The organism is Methylobacterium sp. A52T, from assembly GCF_053346095.1.
In genome coordinates, this window is record NZ_JBKFBI010000020.1 from 43,720 (window position 1) to 59,672 (window position 15,953).

The window sequence follows — 15,953 nt, forward strand, 5'->3', positions numbered from 1 at the left end:
CACTCAAGCCTGAAGAGCCCGCCCGAAGCGCCCGCCGACGCGGCCGCATTCGCGGCGCGCTCAGTCGTCGTCGTGGTCTCCCGCGCCGTTCAGGCCGTTGATCTTGGCCTTGAGCACGTTGGAGGGCTTGAACACCATCACCTGCCGCGGCTCGATCGCGACCTCGACCCCGGTCTTGGGATTGCGGCCGACGCGCTTGCCCTTGCTGCGGACCACGAAGGAGCCGAACGAGGACAGCTTCACCGTCTCACCGCTCGCGAGGCAGCTGCAGATCTCGGACAGCACGGTCTCGACGAGGGCGGCCGACTCGGTCCGCGACAGGCCCACCTGATGGTAGACGGCCTCGCTCAAGTCGGCGCGCGTCACCGTCTTGCCTGCCATGCCGTGTCCCCTCGCCCGCGTCGCTCGCCCCATGACGCACGGCGCGGCACCCTTGGCCGCTCCGAACGCTGAAGGCGTATCCCTATGATCCGGCACGCTAATCGGCGCTCCGCCCCCGGTCAACCGCGCCGGGGCGGCGAATCGTTTCGGGCGCGCCGCCCGAAACGCTACCAGCGGATCAGCGCCGCGCCCCAGCTGAACCCGCCGCCGATCGCCTCGATCATCACGAGGTCGCCCGCCCGGATGCGGCCGTCCCGCCGCGCCACGTCGAGGGCCAGGGGAATCGAGGCCGCCGAGGTGTTGCCGTGGCGGTCCACCGTCAGGACGATCTTGTCCCGGGCGACACCGAGCTTGTCGGCCGAGGCCTCGATGATGCGGCGGTTGGCCTGATGCGGCACGAACCAGTCGAGCTCCTCCGCGGTGATGCCCGCCTGCGCGAAGGCCTCGACGATCACGTCGGTGACCTGCCCGACGGCGAATCGGAAGACGTCGCGGCCCTCCATGCGCAGGTGGCCGGTGGTGCCGGTGGAGCCGGGGCCGCCGTCGACGTAGAGCTTCTCCCGGTGGCGGCCGTCCGACCGCAGGCTCGCGCTGAGGACGCCGCGGTCCCCGGCCCCCTCCTGCGCCTCCAGCACGACGGCGCCGGCGCCGTCGCCGAACAGCACGCAGGTGGTGCGGTCCTCCCAGTCGACGATCCGCGAGAAGGTCTCGGCGCCGATCACGAGGGCCCGGCGGGCGGCCCCCGTGGTCAGGAACTTGTCGGCGGTCGAGACCGCGAAGACGAAGCCGGCGCAGACCGCCTGCAGGTCGAAGGCCGCGCCCTGATGGATGCCCAGCGCCGCCTGGATCTGGGTCGCGGTCGCCGGGAAGGTGTGATCCGGCGTCGAGGTGGCGCAGATCACGAGGTCGATGTCGTCCGCGCTCAGCCCGGCATCGTCGAGGGCCGCCCTGGCGGCGCGCGTGCCGAGGACCGAGGTGGTCTCGTCGGGCGCCGCGAGGTGGCGCTGGCGGATCCCGGTCCGCTGGACGATCCACTCGTCGGAGGTGTCCACCCGCTCGGCGAGGTCGGCGTTCGTCACCACCCGCGCGGGCAGGCTCGAGCCGGTCCCGACCACCACCGAGCGCAAAGGGGGGACGCGCCGGTGCTGCTCGGGGTCAGTGCGGAGGGTTGCCATCATTGTCCTTCCCGGACGACCCAGCTTCACAATCGCCGGTTGTGAAGCCGCGGGCGTCCGATTTCCATCCCGTCCGTCGACGGAGGCCCGGGGCCGGCGTCAGGCCGGCGCCAGCGCCGCCGTCTGGTCGAGCATCTCGCGGATCGTGCGGATCATGTCGTGGCGCGCCATGTCGTGCGCCAGATCGATCGCCGCGGCGAAGCCCTGCGCGTTCTCCGAGCCGTGGCTCTTGATCACGATGCCCTCGAGGCCGAGGAACACCCCGCCGTTGGCCCGGCTCGGGTTCATCTTGTCCTTGAGGGCCTTGAAGGCCTGCCGCGCGAACAGGGCGCCGATCTTGGCGGCCAGCGTCCGGGTCATGGCGGCGCGCAGATAGGTGCCGATCTGCTTGGCGGTGCCCTCGGCGGTCTTGAGGGCGATGTTGCCGGTGAATCCCTCGGTCACCACCACGTCGACCGTGCCGCGCCCGAGATCGGTGCCCTCGACGAAGCCGTGATAGGTCAGCCCGGGGCTCTCCATCTCGCGCAGGATCCGGGCGGCCTCCTTGACCGCCTCGTTGCCCTTCATCTCCTCGGTGCCGACGTTGAGCAGGCCGACGGTCGGACGCTCGAGGTCGAACACGATGCGCGCCATGGCCGAGCCCATCACGGCCATCTCGACGAGGTGCTCGGCATCCGTGCCGATCGTGGCGCCGACGTCGAGCACCACGCTCTCGCCGCGCACGGTCGGCCAGAGGCAGGCGATGGCCGGTCGCTCGATGCCCGACATGGTCTTCAGGCAGATCTTCGACATCGCCATAAGAGCGCCGGTGTTGCCGGCCGACACGCAGGCATCGGCCTGCCCGTCGCGGACCGCCTGGATCGCCTGCCACATGGACGACTTGCCCCGGCCCTGGCGCACCGCCTGGCTCGGCTTGTCGTCCATGGCCACGGCCACGCTGGTGTGGCGGATCTCCACGCAGTCCTTGAGCCGGGGCTCCTTGGCGACCAGCGGCGCGATCACGGCCTCGTCGCCGAACATCAGGAAGGTGGTGCCGGGATGGCGCTCCCGGGCCAGCGCCGCGCCGGGCACGACCGTGGTGGGCCCGTGGTCGCCACCCATGGCGTCGAGCGAGATGCACACGCGTTGGGACATGTCGGTAGCGGGTCGCGGGTCTCGGCGGGAAAGGGGTTCGGACGGCGGCGGGACGGGGCCCGCCGGGCGCGGCGGACCATAGCGATACCGGCCCGGCGGGCAAATGAAATCGGGCGGCCGGCGGTTCCGGCCGGACGCGGCGGCCTCAGCCGTCGCGGTCGCGGAGCTTGCGCAGGCCGTCGAGGGGTCCGGCCTCGTCACCCGCCACGACCGGCTCGAAGGCGATGCCGGGCTTGCGCGGGTACGGGTCGAGGCCCAGCGCCAGGAACTCGGCGGTGAGCGCGCCGAAATCGATGCGGCCGCCGACCAGGGGGTCGGGGATGTCGGCGTCCTCGGCATCGGTGCCGGCGAGCCGGTCGGTGTCGGTGAACACCACCTCGACCGGCTCCCGGACCGGCGCCTCGAAGGGTTCGAGGCTCACGGTGCAGACCTGGGTCACCAGGGCCTCCACGGTGCCGGTCACGGTGAGGCGGCTGGTCGCCCCCTCGATGGCGAAGCGCCCGACGAGGTCGCGGATCCCCGGGATGCCGAAATCGGCGGCCAGCGCCGCGCACTCGGCCGGGCTCGCCTCGACGGTGACGGCGCCGCGCCCCTGGGGCAGGCGTTCGACATTGACCCAGCGCGCGAGCGGGAAAGCGTCCTGGCCGGCATCGCGGCTGCTGGCATCGCGGCTCATGCGCGTCCTCCGTGGTCAGGGCCGGCCGGTGCCGGCGCGAAGCTGGCAGGCTCCGGGAAGGGCGGCCCGGCCGCGAGCAGCCCGTCGAGATCGGCCCCGGCGAGGGCGGCGTCGGCCGCCCGCACGTAGGCGGCGAGACCGCACCCGTCCCCCTCGCCGCCGAGCACGTTGCGGACGAGGGCGGCCGCCAGGGAAGCGGCGTCGCCGGCCTCCAGGGCCGCGTCGTAGCCCTCGGCCCGGCCGTAGAAGGCGGCGCCGAGCTTCTTCATCCGCTTGGACACGCCCATGTCGCCGACGCCGAGTTCGCGCAGGGAGGCGTCGAGCTGGGTGAAGACCGAGTTCACCAGATCCTGCGCCACCTCGGCGGCCGGCGGCGGCAGCCGGTTCAGCCGGCGCAGGACCAGGATCGCGTGCAGGCACAGGGACTCGAACCGCCCCTCCACGGTGTCGGGCACGCCGAGATCCGTGTAGAGGCCCGGCCGGCGCGCGGCCTCGCTCAGGGCGACGTGCAGCCCCTCGACGGCGCGGCGGCGCGCGCCCGCGCGGCGGAACAGCCCGGCGATCATCGGTGTCGAACCCCGGCCCTCTGTGGCCAAGCTTGCCTTGTCAAAGCCATAACCCCGCGGTACGGCAACCCACGCCCAGGGCGCAAGCGCCGTCGGAGCCCCGTGCCGGCGGCGACGGTCGCGCCCCGTCCGTCAACACGCTCTCTGGGGGCCCGATGCGGCGCCGTTTCGTCCAGTCCTTCGCGCGCCTCGCCCTGCTCGGCCTCGCGGCAACCGGTCTGTCGGGCTGCATCGGCGAGGAGCTGCGCCACGGCTACCAGGTCGATCAGGCGGCGCTCGCTACGATCAAGCCCGGCATGGGCCCCGAGCAGGTGCTGCAGATCCTGGGCACGCCCTCGACCGTGTCCACGGTCGGCAACAAGTCCTGGTACTACATCTCGCAGAACACCCGCCGCACGATCATGTTCCTGGGCGAGCAGGTCGAGGACCAGAAGGTCACGGCCGTGTACTTCACCCCCGCCTTCAAGGTCGAGCGCGTGGCGCTCTACGGCCTGCAGGACGGCCGGATCTTCGACTTCATCGAGCGCACGACGCCGACGAGCGGCGCCGACCGCGCCTTCCTCAGCCAGCTGTTCCGCGGCCTGACCCGCTACGAGCCGTTCGGCAGCGGCAGCGGCACCAGCGTCGTGCCGGGCGCGAATCGCGGCATGTGACCGGCCTCGCCCGCCACGAGGCGGGCGATCGCCCCGGGCTCCGGGAACAGGTGCTCGGGGCCGTGGGACGCGAGGGCCCGCGGGTCGGTGTAGCCCCAGGCCACGGCGCCGAACGGGCAGCCCAGCGCCCGCGCCGCCTCGAGGTCGCGGATCTCGTCGCCGACGCAGAGGGCCCGGTACGGTGGCACCCCGGTCCGCGCGAGCAGCGCCCGCAGCCGGCGCGCCTTCCCGAAGATCGACGCCCCGCAGGCGTAGCTGCCGATGCGGGCGGCATTGTCCGGCCCGAGCACCCGCCGCACCGTGTCGGCGCGATTCGACGACAGGATCGCCAGCGGCACGCCCGCCGCCGCGATCGCGGCCAGCATCGCCGGGACGCCGGGGAACAGGGCGATCTGCGCGGCGTCGCGGGCGGCCAGCGCGTGCATGTGGCGGGCGATGAGCGGCAGCTTCCAGCGCGGGATGTCGAGATGGGCGACGATCGCCCTGGCGCCCTGGAGCCGGAGTTCCTCCACCTCGTCGGCCTCGACCCGGCGGAAGCGGTAGCGGTCGGCGACGCCGTTCAGCACCGAGCAGAACCACCCGAAACTGTCGGCCAGCGTGCCGTCGAAGTCGAGGACGACGAGCCCCGGCCCGGGCGCGGCCGGCATCCGGGCCGGCATCCGGGCCACGTCAGGTCCGCAGGTTCTCGAGCGGGACGCTGAGCCGCATCAGGAGACCGCCCGGCGCCCAGTCGTGCTCCAGCACCCCGTCGAGCTGGCCGGCGACGCTGCGCTCGGCCAGCACCGTGCCGAATCCTTTCCGGGACGGCGCGCCGGCGATCTGCGGACCGCCCTCCTCGCGCCAAGTCAGCGTGTAGCGGCCCGCCTCGCGGGTCCCGCTCAGCGAGACGCCGCCCTCCCGCGTCGACAGGCCGCCGTACTTGACCGCGTTCGTCGCCTGCTCGTGCATGATCAGCGCGAGGGCCGTGGCGGTGCGCTCGCCGATCTCGGCATCGTCCCCGGAGATCACCACGCGCGCGCGCCCGTTCTCCTCGTAGGCGGCCATGACCAGGCGCATCAGCCCGAGCACCGTCTGGCCGGCGACCGGCGGGGCGCTGTCGGGGGAGTGCGGGCGGACGTATTCGTGGGCCCGGGCCAGGGCGCCGAGCCGCTCGCGGAAGGCGGCCACGAAGGGCTTGGCCGCGGGGTCGGTCCGGGCGGTCAGGGCGGCGAGGCCGCCGACCACCGCGAAGATGTTCTTGATGCGGTGGGACAGCTCGCGGATCAGCAGATCGCGGGCCTCCTCGGCGCGCTTGGCCTCGCGCAGGTCGCGGGTGACCGTGGCGTAGCCGATCTCGGCCCCGGTCGGGTCGCGCACGGGGAAGATGTTGTAGAGCACCGCCACGGGCTTGCCGGTGACGAAGTGCCGGAAGGCGAGTTCGCCCTCCCAGAACCCGTCGCGGCGCACCGCCGGCATCACGGTCTCGGCCAGGATCCGGCGGCTCTCGTCGGTGAAGAAGTCGGGCACCTTCTTGGCGCGGGCGGCCGCGAGATCGGGCAGGCCGACCAGGGCCATGGCCGCCTCGTTGAGGTGGGTGATCGCGCCCTCGAGGGTGGAGAGCCCGATGAAGTCCTTGGACGTCTCGACGATCGCCGCGAGCTTGCGGGCCTCGGCCTCGGCGCGCTTGAGGTCGTCGATGTCGGTGCAGGTCCCGAACCACCGCTCGATCCGCCCCTCGGCGTCCCGGATCGGCATGGCCCGCCCGAGGGTCCAGCGGTAGTCGCCGCTGTGGTGGCGCAGCCGGTACTCGATCTCGTAGGGCTCGCCGGTCGCGAGGCAGTGGCGCCAGCGCGCCCAGGCCCTGTCCTGGTCCTCGGCGTGGAACACCCCGTTCCAGCCCTCGCCGTCGGTGGAGCCGTAGGGGACGCCGGTGAACTCGTACCAGCGGTCGTTGTAATAGTCGTGGAACCCGTCCGGCCGGGTGGTCCAGACCATCTGGGGCATCGCCGAGGTCATCACGCGGAAGCGCCGCTCGCTCGCGGCGATCTCCGCCTCGCGGGCGGCGACCTGCGCCAGCGTCCGGCGGTGCTCCAGCAGGCTCGAGATCTGCCGCGCCAGCGCCAGCAGGGTCGCGGTCTGCTCCGAATCGAGCCCGTCTTGGCGGGGGACCCGGTCCAGCACGCACAGGGCGCCGAGCGGGATGCCGCGGCTGCCGCGGATCACCGCGCCCGCGTAGAAGCGGAAGGCCGGCGCCCCGGTCACGAGGGGATTCTCGGTGGTCCGGGGGTCCGTGGTCAGGTCCGGGATGACGAGAAGGTCGCCGGCCTCGATCGTGTGGGCGCAGACCGAGCAGTTGATCGGCAGCTCGCGCTTGCCGAGGCCCACCTCCGACTTGAACCACTGCCGCTCGGCATCGACGAGGCTGACGAGCGCGACCGGCGCCCGGCAGACGTAGGCGGCGACCCGCACGAGGTCGTCGTAGAGCGGCTCGGGCTCGGAATCGAGGATCGCGAGATCGCGCAGTTCGGCGATCCGGTCGGCGGCGCGCCAGCGCCCGTCGGTCGGTCCGGCTTCCGCGAGCGCGTGAGGTGCAGGCACATCCATGGTCCTGCCCTCACATAGGCGCGCGACGGCCCGCTGCCAAGGAATTGCCGCGGTTTCCTGCCGCAGCCCTCCGGGCCGCGGCAGGGCGCGCGGCGGCGGCGCGTCAGGCGGCGCGGGACTCGGCCAGGGTCGGGTAGTCGACGTAGCCCTCGGGTCCCTGGCTGTACCACGTCGCGGCGTCGTCCTTGGCGAGCGGCGCCTTCCTGGCGATCCGCTCGGCGAGGTCCGGGTTGGCGATGAAGGTCCGGCCGAACGCGATGGCGTCGGCCTCGCCGGCATCCAGCGCCTTCTGGCCGCTGACCCCGTCGTAGTCGGCGTTCAGGATCATCGGGTTGCGGAACACGCGCCGCATCGCCGGGGCGATCGGCGCGTGGTCGGCCTTGCCGAAGGTGCCGTTCGGCCCCGGCTCGCGCATCTCCAGGAAGGCGATCCCGGCATCGGCGAGCGCCTGGGCGGCGGCGACGAACAGCGGCTCCGGGTTCGAGTCGTTGCAGCCCTGGATCGCGCCGTTCGGCGAGAGGCGCACGCCGGTGCGCTCCGGCCCGGCGACCTTCGCCACCGCCCCGGTCACCTCGCGCAGGAGCCGCACGCGGTTCTCGACGGAGCCGCCGTACTGGTCGGTGCGGTGGTTGGTGCCGTCGCGGAGGAACTCGTCAATCAGGTAGCCGTTCGCGGCGTGGATCTGCACCCCGTCGAACCCGGCCGCCAGGGCGTTGGCGGTGGCGCGCTCGTAATCGGCGAGCAGGCGCGGGATCTCGGACACCTCCAGGGCGCGCGCCTCGCTGTAGGGCTTCTTGCCGGAATAGGTGTGGGCCTGGTCGGGGGCCGTGGTGGGCGATGACGAGACCGGCTTGGCGCCGCCGAGGAAGTCCGAATGGACCATCCGGCCCATGTGCCAGATCTGGCAGACGATCTTGCCGCCCCGGTCGTGAACGGCCTTCACGATCGGCCGCCACGCGTCGACCTGGGCGTCGGACCAGATGCCCGGCGCGTAGGGCCAGCCGAGGCCCTCCTGGCTGATGCCGGTGGCCTCGGTGAGGATCAGGCCGGCGCCGGCGCGCTGGGCGTAGTACTCGGCCATGATCGGGGTCGGAACGTGCTCGCGGGTGCCGCGGCCGCGGGTCAGCGGCGCCATGAAGATCCGGTTCTTCGCCTCGATGGCGCCGATGCGGATCGGGTCGAGCAGGGACGGCATGGGTTACCTCGTGCTGGTGCGGCGGGGGCCGCGTCCGGGTTTTAATCCGGCGCCGAGGTGGCGCTGCGGCGCCGCGATGCCAAGGTGCTGCGCCGCGGGACTGGCCGCCGCGTGCGGGGGCGCACACGGCGACACGAGAAGGGCCGGGCTCGCGGAGAGCCCGGCCCCGTCGGCCGATCCGGTCTTCGCGGAACTCAGCTGTGCGCGAGCACGGCGAGCAGCAGCAGGGCGATGATGTTGGTGATCTTGATCGCCGGGTTCACCGCCGGGCCGGCGGTGTCCTTGTAGGGGTCGCCCACCGTGTCGCCGGTCACCGCCGCCTTGTGGGCCTCGGAGCCCTTGCCGCCGTGGTGACCGTCCTCGATGTACTTCTTGGCGTTGTCCCAGGCGCCGCCGCCCGAGGTCATCGAGATCGCCACGTAGAGCCCGGTGAGGATCACGCCGAGCAGGCTCGCGCCCACGGTGGCGAAGGCCTGGCTCTTCCCGGCGATGAACTGGATCACGAAGAACAGCACCACCGGCGACAGGACCGGCAGCAGCGACGGGATGATCATCTCCTTGATCGCCGCGCGGGTCAGCATGTCCACCGCCCGCCCGTAATCCGGCCGGTCCGTGCCCTGCATGATGCCGGGCTTGGCCCGGAACTGGCGCCGGACCTCCTCGACCACCGCGCCCGCCGCGCGCCCGACCGCCGTCATGGCGATGCCGGCGAACAGGAACGGGATCAGGCCGCCGAGCAGCAGCCCGACCACGACGTAGGGGTTGGAGAGCGAGAAATCGACGCTGACGCCCTGGAAGAAGCGGTACTGCGTCGGGCTCGCATGGGCGATGAAGTAGTTCAGGTCCGACGTGTAGGCGGCAAACAACACCAGTGCGCCGAGGCCCGCCGAGCCGATCGCGTAGCCCTTGGTCACCGCCTTGGTGGTGTTGCCGACCGCGTCGAGGGCGTCGGTCGACTTGCGCACCTCGGAGGGCAGGCCCGCCATCTCGGCGATGCCGCCGGCATTGTCGGTGACCGGCCCGAAGGCGTCCAGCGCCACGATGAAGCCCGCGAGCGCCAGCATGGCGGTGACCGCGATGGCGATGCCGAACAGGCCGGCGAGCGCGTAGGTGCTGATGATGCCCGCCACGATCACGATGGCCGGCAGCGCGGTCGATTCGAGCGAGATCGCCAGCCCCTGGATCACGTTGGTGCCGTGGCCGGTCACCGACGCGTCGGCGATCGACTTCACCGGGCGGAAGTTGGTGCCCGTGTAGTACTCGGTGATCACCACGATCAGCGCCGTGATGGCGAGCCCGATCACCGCGCAGCCGAACAGCGCGCCCGACGTGAAGGTCAGGCCGGTCGAGGTGGTGAAGCTCGTCGAGAAGCCGCCGAGCAGGGTCATGTTGACCGCCGCGATCGCCGCGATGGAGAGCACGCCGGCGGCGATCAGCCCCTTGTAGAGCGCCCCCATGATCGACTGGTTCGCGCCGAGTCGCACCGCGTAGGTGCCGGCGATGGAGGTGAGGATGCAGGCCGACCCGATGGCGAGCGGGTAGAGCATCATCGGCTCGAGGACGTCGCGGTTGCTCCCACCCGCGCCGGAGAAGAAGATCGCGGCCAGCACCATCGTGGCGACGACCGTGACCGCGTAGGTCTCGAACAGGTCGGCCGCCATGCCGGCGCAGTCGCCGACATTGTCGCCGACGTTGTCGGCGATGGTGGCGGGGTTGCGCGGATCGTCCTCCGGGATGCCGGCCTCGACCTTGCCGACGAGGTCGCCGCCGACATCGGCCCCCTTGGTGAAGATGCCGCCGCCGAGGCGGGCGAAGATCGAGATCAGCGAGGCGCCGAAGCCGAGCGCCACGAGGGCGTCGATCACCTCGCGGCTCGACGGCTCGAGATGGGCGGCGCGGGTGAGGAACAGGTAGTAGAGGGCGACGCCCAGCAGCGCGAGGCCCGCCACCAGCATGCCGGTCACCGCCCCCGACTTGAAGGCGACGTCGAGGCCGCCGCCCAGCGAGGTCGAGGCCGCCTGGGCCGTGCGGACGTTGGCCCGCACCGAGACGTTCATGCCGATGAAGCCGGCCGCGCCCGACAGCACGGCGCCGATCAGGAAGCCGACCGCGACCTTGATCCCGAGGAAGACGGCGAGGAGGACGAACAGGACGACGCCGACGAGGCCGATCGTCGTGTACTGCCGCCGGAGATAGGCCTGCGCGCCCTCGGCGATGGCGGCGGCGATCTCCTGCATGCGCTGCGTGCCGGCGTCGCGCCGCATCACGTCGAGGATCGTGACGATGCCGTAGGCGACGGCGCAGAGCCCGCCCGCGATGATCAGGACCAAGGGAATCATTCGACCGTCCTTGTTATTATCGTGCCTGGCGTGGGCTTGTGATTGTCGAGCTTGGCCGCCGGACGGCGGCCATGGGACGCGGCGCTCGGATTCGGGGCTTTCCTTCCCAGAACAATGCCTTGATTGCCAAACTTCGCCGGGGAGCGCAAACGCCGCGTCGGCGGGCGACGCCGGGAATCGTGTCTCGCGATGATGGGCGGAAAGGCCCCGTGGAACCCGCAATGCTGCAGTATGTTGCAGATCCGGTTTCCCGCTGGCCGCTGCACCCGTTCCCACGGGCGCGAGTCCCTTCTCCGTGCGGGAGAGTGGCCGGGCGCGGCTCTCGCGCGCGGAGATGCCCGTCTCCCGAACCGGGACATCACGAACGCGCGCGGCTCGAGCGGCCGTTAACGTCGCCTTAACCAACCGATATTCTATTTTTGGTTGTGTTCGGACGAGGGACTCGCCATGAGCAGCGACCAGGCCGCCAGGTTGGCGGCGACCATCGAGGTGTTGAGCGGCGCGGTCGGCTTCCTGATCGCCGAGCGGGTTGCGGCGCAGCCGGCCACGATCCAGGACGACCTGCTCTGCGTGCTGCAGCGCGCCCTGTCCCGGGCGCCGGGCGCGGGCGGGGACCCGGCCGGCCGCTGGATCCCGGTGGTCGCCGCCGCGATGATCGGCGAGGTCCGGCGCCAGATCGGCCACCCGGCTGGGGACGCCGCCGGCCCGATGATCCCGGGACCGGCCGCGATCTGGGCGTCAGAAGTGGCTGAAGGCTCCGGCCGCGAACACGCGCTCGGCGCCATCGCGCATTTCGAAGCGCGGCGGGCCGTCGCCTGAGGTGACGGTGCCGATGGCGGCGACGGCGATCCCGGCCGCCGCGGCCTCGGCCCGGAAATCCGCCAGGCCCTCCGGCGCGACGGTGCAGAGGATCTCGTAATCGTCGCCGCCGGTCAGGATCGCCTCGATCAAGGCGGGGTCCGCCGCGCAGGCGCACCGGGCCGCCTCCGAGAGCGGCACGTCGGCGGTCGCCACCCGGGCGGTGCGGCCCGCGCCCAGCATCTTGGCGAGATCGCCCGCGAGGCCGTCGGAGACATCCATGGCCGCCGAGGCGTGGCGGCGGATGGCCGGCGCGGCGGCGAGCCGCGGGCGCGGGTGCAGGTAGCGGTCGGCGAGTTCGGCCCGCAGCGCCGGATCGAGGCCGGCCGCCCAGGGGGCGCCGGGCTCCAGGCGCATCCGCAGGCCGAGGGCCGCGTCGCCGATCGTGCCGGTGACGCAGATCCGGTCGCCGACCCGCGCGGTGGTGCGCCGGACGATGGCGCCGGTCGGCAGCTCGCCGAACACGCTCACCGAGATCAGCGCGGGGCCGCCGGAGCGCACCGTGTCGCCGCCCAGCAGCGGGCAGCCGGCCGCCTCGGCCGCCGCGCCGAGTCCCTGCGCGAATCCGTCGAGCCAGGCCTCCGTCCAGTCGTCGGGCAGCGCCAGGGTCAGCAGGAAGCCGCGCGGGACCGCGCCCTTGGCGGCGATGTCGGAGAGGTTCACGCCGAGCGCCTTGCGGGCGATCGAGGCCGGCGGATCCTCCGCGAAGTAGTGGATGCCCGCCACCACGGCGTCGGCGGTGAGGACGAGGTCGTGGCCCGGCGCGGGCGTCAGCGTGGCGGCATCGTCCCGGAGCCCGTCGGCGCCCGGCCCCGCGAGCGGCGCGAAGTAGCGGGCGATCAGCCCCTCCTCGGAGGCGCGGACCGGCCCGGCCAAGACTCAGGCCTTCCCGGCCGACGGTTTGCCGGCCGCGGCTTTGCCGGGGAGCGGCTTGGACGAGCCCGGCTTTCCGGAGGCCTTCGGGGCCCCGACCTCGCCCGGCCGGACCTCCCGGGCGACCCGGTCGAGGACGGCGTTGACGAGGCCCGGCTCGTCGGCCGTGTAGAAGCTGTGGGCGACGTCGACGTATTCCGAGATCGCCGCGGCCGCCGGCACGTCGCGGCGGAACATCAGCTCGTAGGCGCCCGCCCGCAGGATCGCCCGGAGCACGATCTCGATGCGCCGCAGCGGCCAGCCCTGGGCGAGGGCCTGGTTGAGCTTCGGGTCGATGGCCCGCTGCTCCTCGACCGTGCCGCGCAGCAGGTCGCGGAAGAACGCGGTCTCGGCCGGGGGATGGGCGATCCCGTCGACCTCCTGGCCGATCCAGAAGGCCTCGAACTCGGCGAGTGCGTCGAGCACGCCCTTGCCGGAGACGTCCATCTCGTAGAGCGCCTGCACCACCGCGAGGCGGGCGCCGCTGCGCAGGCTGATCTTGGCGGGGGCGCCGGCGGTGCCGGTGCCATTCTCCGCGCCGGTCTCCGGCTGGGTCTCGGGGGTCCCGGTCATGGGTGTATCCGTCATCGCGGGCGCGCGCCTTCGGCCGCACGCTTCAGGGCGAGCACGCCGAGCGCCGCCTCGGCGGCGCCGCCGCCCTTGTTCATCTCGGCGACCCGGGCGCGGGCGAGCGCCTGCGCCTCGGTCTCGACCGTGAGGATGCCGTTGCCCAGCGGCACGCGGCGCTGCACCGACAGGTCCATGAGCGCCCGGGCGCTCTCGCCGGCGACGATGTCGTAGTGGCCGGTCTCGCCGCGGATCACGCAGCCGAGCGCCACCACGGCGTCGTAGGCGCCCGTGTCGAGCAGGATCGCCACGGCGGCGGGGATCTCCAGGGCTCCCGGCACGGTGACCACGGTGGCCTGCGCGTCGGCGGCCGCGATCGCCGCCAGGGCGCCGGCGAGGAGTTCGTCGGCGATCGCGTCGTAGTAGCGCGCCTCGACCACGAGGATCCGGGCGCCGGCGAGCGCCGGGTCGGTGGGCTTGGGCGCCGAATCGGCGCGGGTATGGGCGACCATGGCTCTCGTCCGGCCGGGTTTTCGGGAACAGGCGGGCGGCACGTCGGGCACCCGCACGGGGGAGGACGGTTAGACCGAAGCGGCCGGCGCCACAAGCCGCGCGGGATCGCCCCCGGCCCGCACCGCGGCCGCGGCGGCGCGCCCTACCCCACCAGCGACGGCAGCGGCGGGGCCGCGGGGCCGCCCTCCGGCAGGGCCGTGCGGGCGACGTTCATCGTCATGGCGAGCAGCGCGTAGTATCCGTTGATGCCGGTCAGATCGATCGCCCCCTGCTCGCCGAAGCGCGCGACCAGGGCCGCGTAGGTCGCGTCGCTCACCGCGCGGTTGCGCATCAGCTCGGTCGAGAACGCGTAGGCGAGGGCCTCGTCGGCGCTCATCGTGTCGGGGCGGCGCCCCTCGGCCAGCGCCCGCGCGGTCTCGGGGGCGACCCCGGCCTCGAGGGCGATCGGGTGGTGGATCGCCCACTCGACCGGCTGGCTCCACTCCCGCGCGACCACCAGGATCGCGAACTCGCTGATCCGCAGCGGCAGGACGCTGCCGTAGCGCAGGTACTGGCCCATCCGGCTCGCGCACAGCATCAGCTCGGGGCTGCGCAGGAGCGGCACGAACGGCCCGAAGACCGGGACGCCGCGCTCGGCCCGGAACGCGGCCGCCGCCTCTTCCTGCGCCGGGGACAGGCCGCCGGCCGGGATCTCCGGCATGCGCTCCGCGCTGGTCTGCCCGCTCGCCATGCGTTTCCCCTCCGTGCTCCGGCGCCGACGCGCGGCCCGCTCTGGATTTCCGGTGCCCGTGCGCCTAGACCATTGGGGCTCACCGGCACGCACCGCGCCCGACCGGGCGGCGATCCCTGAACGCCAGCGAGGCTTACGGCTTTGGCCCTCCCCGTCAACGAACGCCGGCGCATCATGCTGCTCACGGGCGCGAGCCGGGGCATCGGCCACGCCACCGTCAAGCGCTTCTCGGCCGCGGGCTGGCGCGTGATCACCTGCTCGCGCCACGCCTTCCCGGAGAACTGCCCCTGGGAGATGGGGCCCGAGGACCACCTGCAGGTCGACCTCGCCGACGCGCAGGACACGGTCCGCGCCGTCGAGGAGGTGCGGGGCCGGCTCGCCGCCGAGGGCGGGGTGCTGCACGCGCTGGTCAACAATGCCGGCATCTCGCCGAAGGGGCCGGAGGGCGAGCGCCTCGGCGCGCTGGCCACCGAGTTCGACACGTGGCAGCGGGTCTTCCAGGTCAACCTCTTCGCCACGATCCTGCTGGCCCGGGGCCTGCGCGAGGAACTGGCCCGGGCCAAGGGCTCGGTCGTCAACGTGACGTCGATCGCCGGCTCGCGCGTCCACCCCTTCGCGGGGGCGGCGTACGGCACCTCCAAGGCGGCGCTGGCGGGCCTGACCCGCGAGATGGCCGCCGATTTCGGACCGCTCGGCGTGCGGGTGAACGCGATCTCGCCGGGCGAGATCGACACGTCGATCCTGTCGCCCGGCACCGAGAAGCTCGTCGAGCAGATCCCGCAGCGCCGGCTCGGCACGCCGGACGAGGTCGCCAAGGCGATCTACTTCCTGTGCACCGAGGCCTCCTCCTACGTGAACGGCGCCGAGCTCCACATCAACGGCGGCCAGCACGTTTGACCAGATCGGGCGCTTCCTGGGGCGCTTCCGCGCGCACGGCGTTACCGCGCCGGCACCCGGCGGTGCGCCGCGGGCGGGTCGCGCTCGTCCTGGGCCTCCTCGCGTGCGTCGCGCCCGTCGCGGGGGCGCGGGCCGAGCCCGGGATCCGGATCCTCGACCTGCCCTTCAAGGTGCGGGCGCTGCGCGGCTCGCGCAGCGAGGCCGCGGTCTCGGTGGCGACCTCCGGGCTCCTGCCGATCACCGGCGGCACGGCAGGGGCAAAGGCCGGCGCGCAGGGCGGCGGACAGCAGGCCGGCGACGAGGAGAGCGCGCCGATCGCCGTGGTCTGGGGCGACGACGGCGGCGCCGTGCTCGCCCTCGCAGAGGGCAGCGTCACCGTGCGGCCGATCGGCCGGGACGCGGTCGAGGGGCTGACCGCCGCCGAGACGCCGCGCGGGGCCCTGCCGGGCTCGCGCCGGGCCCTCTCGGGCCCCCTGAGCGCCTATCTCACCGGGCGTACCCGCGCCCCCGACGGCGGCGCGGCCGCCGCGGTGCTGACGATCCGCGAGCGCCAGCCGATGGCGGTGAGCACCGATCCGAAGCCCGTCCCCGTGGCCACCGTGACGGTGCCGGCGGGGGGCGAGGCCGTGTTCGCGCCGGTGCGGCCGCGCCTGCTGCGCCTCGGGGACCGCCCGGCGCTGCTGGCGGCGACGCTGTCCGGCGCGGATGCCGGCGGCCTCGTGCTGGTCGGCCGGCCCGTCGGCGATCCGGGGGGCGCCTGGGGCGGCGGCGCCC

16 protein-coding genes and 1 pseudogene are annotated in these 15,953 nt (G+C 73.2%); 4 read left to right on the top strand and 13 right to left on the bottom strand.

Going from position 1 to position 15,953, the window contains the following annotated elements; translation table 11 throughout:
* Positions 1-60: 60 nt before the first annotated feature.
* The 5 genes from ACLBYE_RS07550 to ACLBYE_RS07570 all read right to left on the bottom strand — a co-directional run bounded on the left by ACLBYE_RS07550 (position 61) and on the right by ACLBYE_RS07570 (position 3,932).
* Complete coding sequence (locus ACLBYE_RS07550; RefSeq protein ID WP_091979909.1) at positions 61-381, bottom strand: integration host factor subunit alpha; 321 nt, start codon at positions 379-381, stop codon at positions 61-63.
* A 167-nt stretch (positions 382-548) separates the two neighbouring features.
* Complete coding sequence (locus ACLBYE_RS07555; RefSeq protein WP_447693685.1) at positions 549-1,556, bottom strand: beta-ketoacyl-ACP synthase III; 1,008 nt, start codon at positions 1,554-1,556, stop codon at positions 549-551.
* Between the two features lie 99 nt (positions 1,557-1,655).
* Entirely contained in the window at positions 1,656-2,690 is a 1,035-nt protein-coding gene (gene plsX / locus ACLBYE_RS07560; RefSeq protein WP_091927318.1) for a phosphate acyltransferase PlsX, read from the bottom strand.
* A gap of 145 nt (positions 2,691-2,835) precedes the next feature.
* Positions 2,836-3,366, bottom strand: a complete 531-nt coding sequence (locus ACLBYE_RS07565) for a YceD family protein (protein ID WP_020093879.1) — start codon at positions 3,364-3,366, stop codon at positions 2,836-2,838.
* Positions 3,363-3,932: a ubiquinol-cytochrome C chaperone family protein gene (locus ACLBYE_RS07570; RefSeq protein ID WP_447693686.1), complete on the bottom strand. Its 570-nt coding sequence runs from the start codon at positions 3,930-3,932 to the stop codon at positions 3,363-3,365. Before ACLBYE_RS07570 ends, ACLBYE_RS07565 begins: the two co-directional genes overlap by 4 nt.
* Positions 3,933-4,087: 155 nt before the next feature.
* Between ACLBYE_RS07570 and ACLBYE_RS07575 the strand changes: the two genes are divergently transcribed.
* The gene (locus ACLBYE_RS07575) at positions 4,088-4,585 is read left to right on the top strand and encodes an outer membrane protein assembly factor BamE (RefSeq protein WP_020093881.1); all 498 of its coding nucleotides are present in this window, start codon (positions 4,088-4,090) and stop codon (positions 4,583-4,585) included.
* Here the strand turns inward: ACLBYE_RS07575 and ACLBYE_RS07580 are convergent.
* The 4 genes from ACLBYE_RS07580 to ACLBYE_RS07595 form a co-directional block, all read right to left on the bottom strand.
* Complete coding sequence (locus ACLBYE_RS07580; protein WP_447693687.1) at positions 4,522-5,232, bottom strand: HAD hydrolase-like protein; 711 nt, start codon at positions 5,230-5,232, stop codon at positions 4,522-4,524. The genes ACLBYE_RS07575 and ACLBYE_RS07580 overlap by 64 nt on opposite strands.
* A gap of 22 nt (positions 5,233-5,254) precedes the next feature.
* Positions 5,255-7,168, bottom strand: a complete 1,914-nt coding sequence (locus ACLBYE_RS07585) for a PAS domain S-box protein (protein WP_447693688.1) — start codon at positions 7,166-7,168, stop codon at positions 5,255-5,257.
* A gap of 103 nt (positions 7,169-7,271) precedes the next feature.
* Positions 7,272-8,363: an alkene reductase gene (locus tag ACLBYE_RS07590; RefSeq protein ID WP_447693689.1), complete on the bottom strand. Its 1,092-nt coding sequence runs from the start codon at positions 8,361-8,363 to the stop codon at positions 7,272-7,274.
* A 194-nt stretch (positions 8,364-8,557) separates the two neighbouring features.
* Positions 8,558-10,702: a sodium-translocating pyrophosphatase gene (locus ACLBYE_RS07595; protein ID WP_447693690.1), complete on the bottom strand. Its 2,145-nt coding sequence runs from the start codon at positions 10,700-10,702 to the stop codon at positions 8,558-8,560.
* A 447-nt stretch (positions 10,703-11,149) separates the two neighbouring features.
* Between ACLBYE_RS07595 and ACLBYE_RS07600 the strand changes: the two genes are divergently transcribed.
* Complete coding sequence (locus ACLBYE_RS07600; RefSeq protein WP_447693691.1) at positions 11,150-11,521, top strand: hypothetical protein; 372 nt, start codon at positions 11,150-11,152, stop codon at positions 11,519-11,521.
* Here the strand turns inward: ACLBYE_RS07600 and thiL are convergent.
* The 4 genes from thiL to ACLBYE_RS07620 form a co-directional block, all read right to left on the bottom strand.
* Positions 11,441-12,436: a thiamine-phosphate kinase gene (gene thiL / locus ACLBYE_RS07605; protein ID WP_447693692.1), complete on the bottom strand. Its 996-nt coding sequence runs from the start codon at positions 12,434-12,436 to the stop codon at positions 11,441-11,443. The two genes, ACLBYE_RS07600 and thiL, sit on opposite strands and share 81 nt — an antisense overlap.
* A 3-nt stretch (positions 12,437-12,439) precedes the next feature.
* The gene (gene nusB / locus ACLBYE_RS07610; RefSeq protein ID WP_447693693.1) at positions 12,440-13,045 is read right to left on the bottom strand and encodes a transcription antitermination factor NusB; all 606 of its coding nucleotides are present in this window, start codon (positions 13,043-13,045) and stop codon (positions 12,440-12,442) included.
* Between the two features lie 11 nt (positions 13,046-13,056).
* Complete coding sequence (gene ribH / locus ACLBYE_RS07615) at positions 13,057-13,551, bottom strand: 6,7-dimethyl-8-ribityllumazine synthase (protein WP_020093929.1); 495 nt, start codon at positions 13,549-13,551, stop codon at positions 13,057-13,059.
* Between the two features lie 143 nt (positions 13,552-13,694).
* On the bottom strand, positions 13,695-14,282 hold the full coding sequence (locus tag ACLBYE_RS07620; RefSeq protein WP_447693694.1) for a carboxymuconolactone decarboxylase family protein: 588 nt from the start codon (positions 14,280-14,282) through the stop codon (positions 13,695-13,697).
* A 174-nt stretch (positions 14,283-14,456) separates the two neighbouring features.
* Here ACLBYE_RS07620 and ACLBYE_RS07625 point away from each other — a divergent pair, with 174 nt between their 5' ends.
* On the top strand, positions 14,457-15,179 hold the full coding sequence (locus ACLBYE_RS07625) for an SDR family NAD(P)-dependent oxidoreductase (protein WP_041372745.1): 723 nt from the start codon (positions 14,457-14,459) through the stop codon (positions 15,177-15,179).
* Positions 15,180-15,241: 62 nt separating this feature from the next.
* Positions 15,242-15,953: pseudogene (locus ACLBYE_RS07630) on the top strand (hypothetical protein); the annotation flags it as partial.

Excerpts from the sequence above, each read along its gene's own strand:
- ACLBYE_RS07550 (WP_091979909.1), bottom strand. The coding sequence starts at position 381 with ATGGCAGGCAAGACGGTGACGCGCGCCGACTTGAGCGAGGCCGTCTAC.
- ACLBYE_RS07555 (WP_447693685.1), bottom strand. The coding sequence starts at position 1,556 with ATGGCAACCCTCCGCACTGACCCCGAGCAGCACCGGCGCGTCCCCCCT.
- plsX (WP_091927318.1), bottom strand. The coding sequence starts at position 2,690 with ATGTCCCAACGCGTGTGCATCTCGCTCGACGCCATGGGTGGCGACCAC.
- ACLBYE_RS07565 (WP_020093879.1), bottom strand. The coding sequence starts at position 3,366 with ATGAGCCGCGATGCCAGCAGCCGCGATGCCGGCCAGGACGCTTTCCCG.
- ACLBYE_RS07570 (WP_447693686.1), bottom strand. The coding sequence starts at position 3,932 with ATGATCGCCGGGCTGTTCCGCCGCGCGGGCGCGCGCCGCCGCGCCGTC.
- ACLBYE_RS07575 (WP_020093881.1), top strand. The coding sequence starts at position 4,088 with ATGCGGCGCCGTTTCGTCCAGTCCTTCGCGCGCCTCGCCCTGCTCGGC.
- ACLBYE_RS07580 (WP_447693687.1), bottom strand. The coding sequence starts at position 5,232 with ATGCCGGCCGCGCCCGGGCCGGGGCTCGTCGTCCTCGACTTCGACGGC.
- ACLBYE_RS07585 (WP_447693688.1), bottom strand. The coding sequence starts at position 7,168 with ATGGATGTGCCTGCACCTCACGCGCTCGCGGAAGCCGGACCGACCGAC.
- ACLBYE_RS07590 (WP_447693689.1), bottom strand. The coding sequence starts at position 8,363 with ATGCCGTCCCTGCTCGACCCGATCCGCATCGGCGCCATCGAGGCGAAG.
- ACLBYE_RS07595 (WP_447693690.1), bottom strand. The coding sequence starts at position 10,702 with ATGATTCCCTTGGTCCTGATCATCGCGGGCGGGCTCTGCGCCGTCGCC.
- ACLBYE_RS07600 (WP_447693691.1), top strand. The coding sequence starts at position 11,150 with ATGAGCAGCGACCAGGCCGCCAGGTTGGCGGCGACCATCGAGGTGTTG.
- nusB (WP_447693693.1), bottom strand. The coding sequence starts at position 13,045 with ATGACCGGGACCCCCGAGACCCAGCCGGAGACCGGCGCGGAGAATGGC.
- ribH (WP_020093929.1), bottom strand. The coding sequence starts at position 13,551 with ATGGTCGCCCATACCCGCGCCGATTCGGCGCCCAAGCCCACCGACCCG.
- ACLBYE_RS07620 (WP_447693694.1), bottom strand. The coding sequence starts at position 14,282 with ATGGCGAGCGGGCAGACCAGCGCGGAGCGCATGCCGGAGATCCCGGCC.
- ACLBYE_RS07625 (WP_041372745.1), top strand. The coding sequence starts at position 14,457 with ATGCTGCTCACGGGCGCGAGCCGGGGCATCGGCCACGCCACCGTCAAG.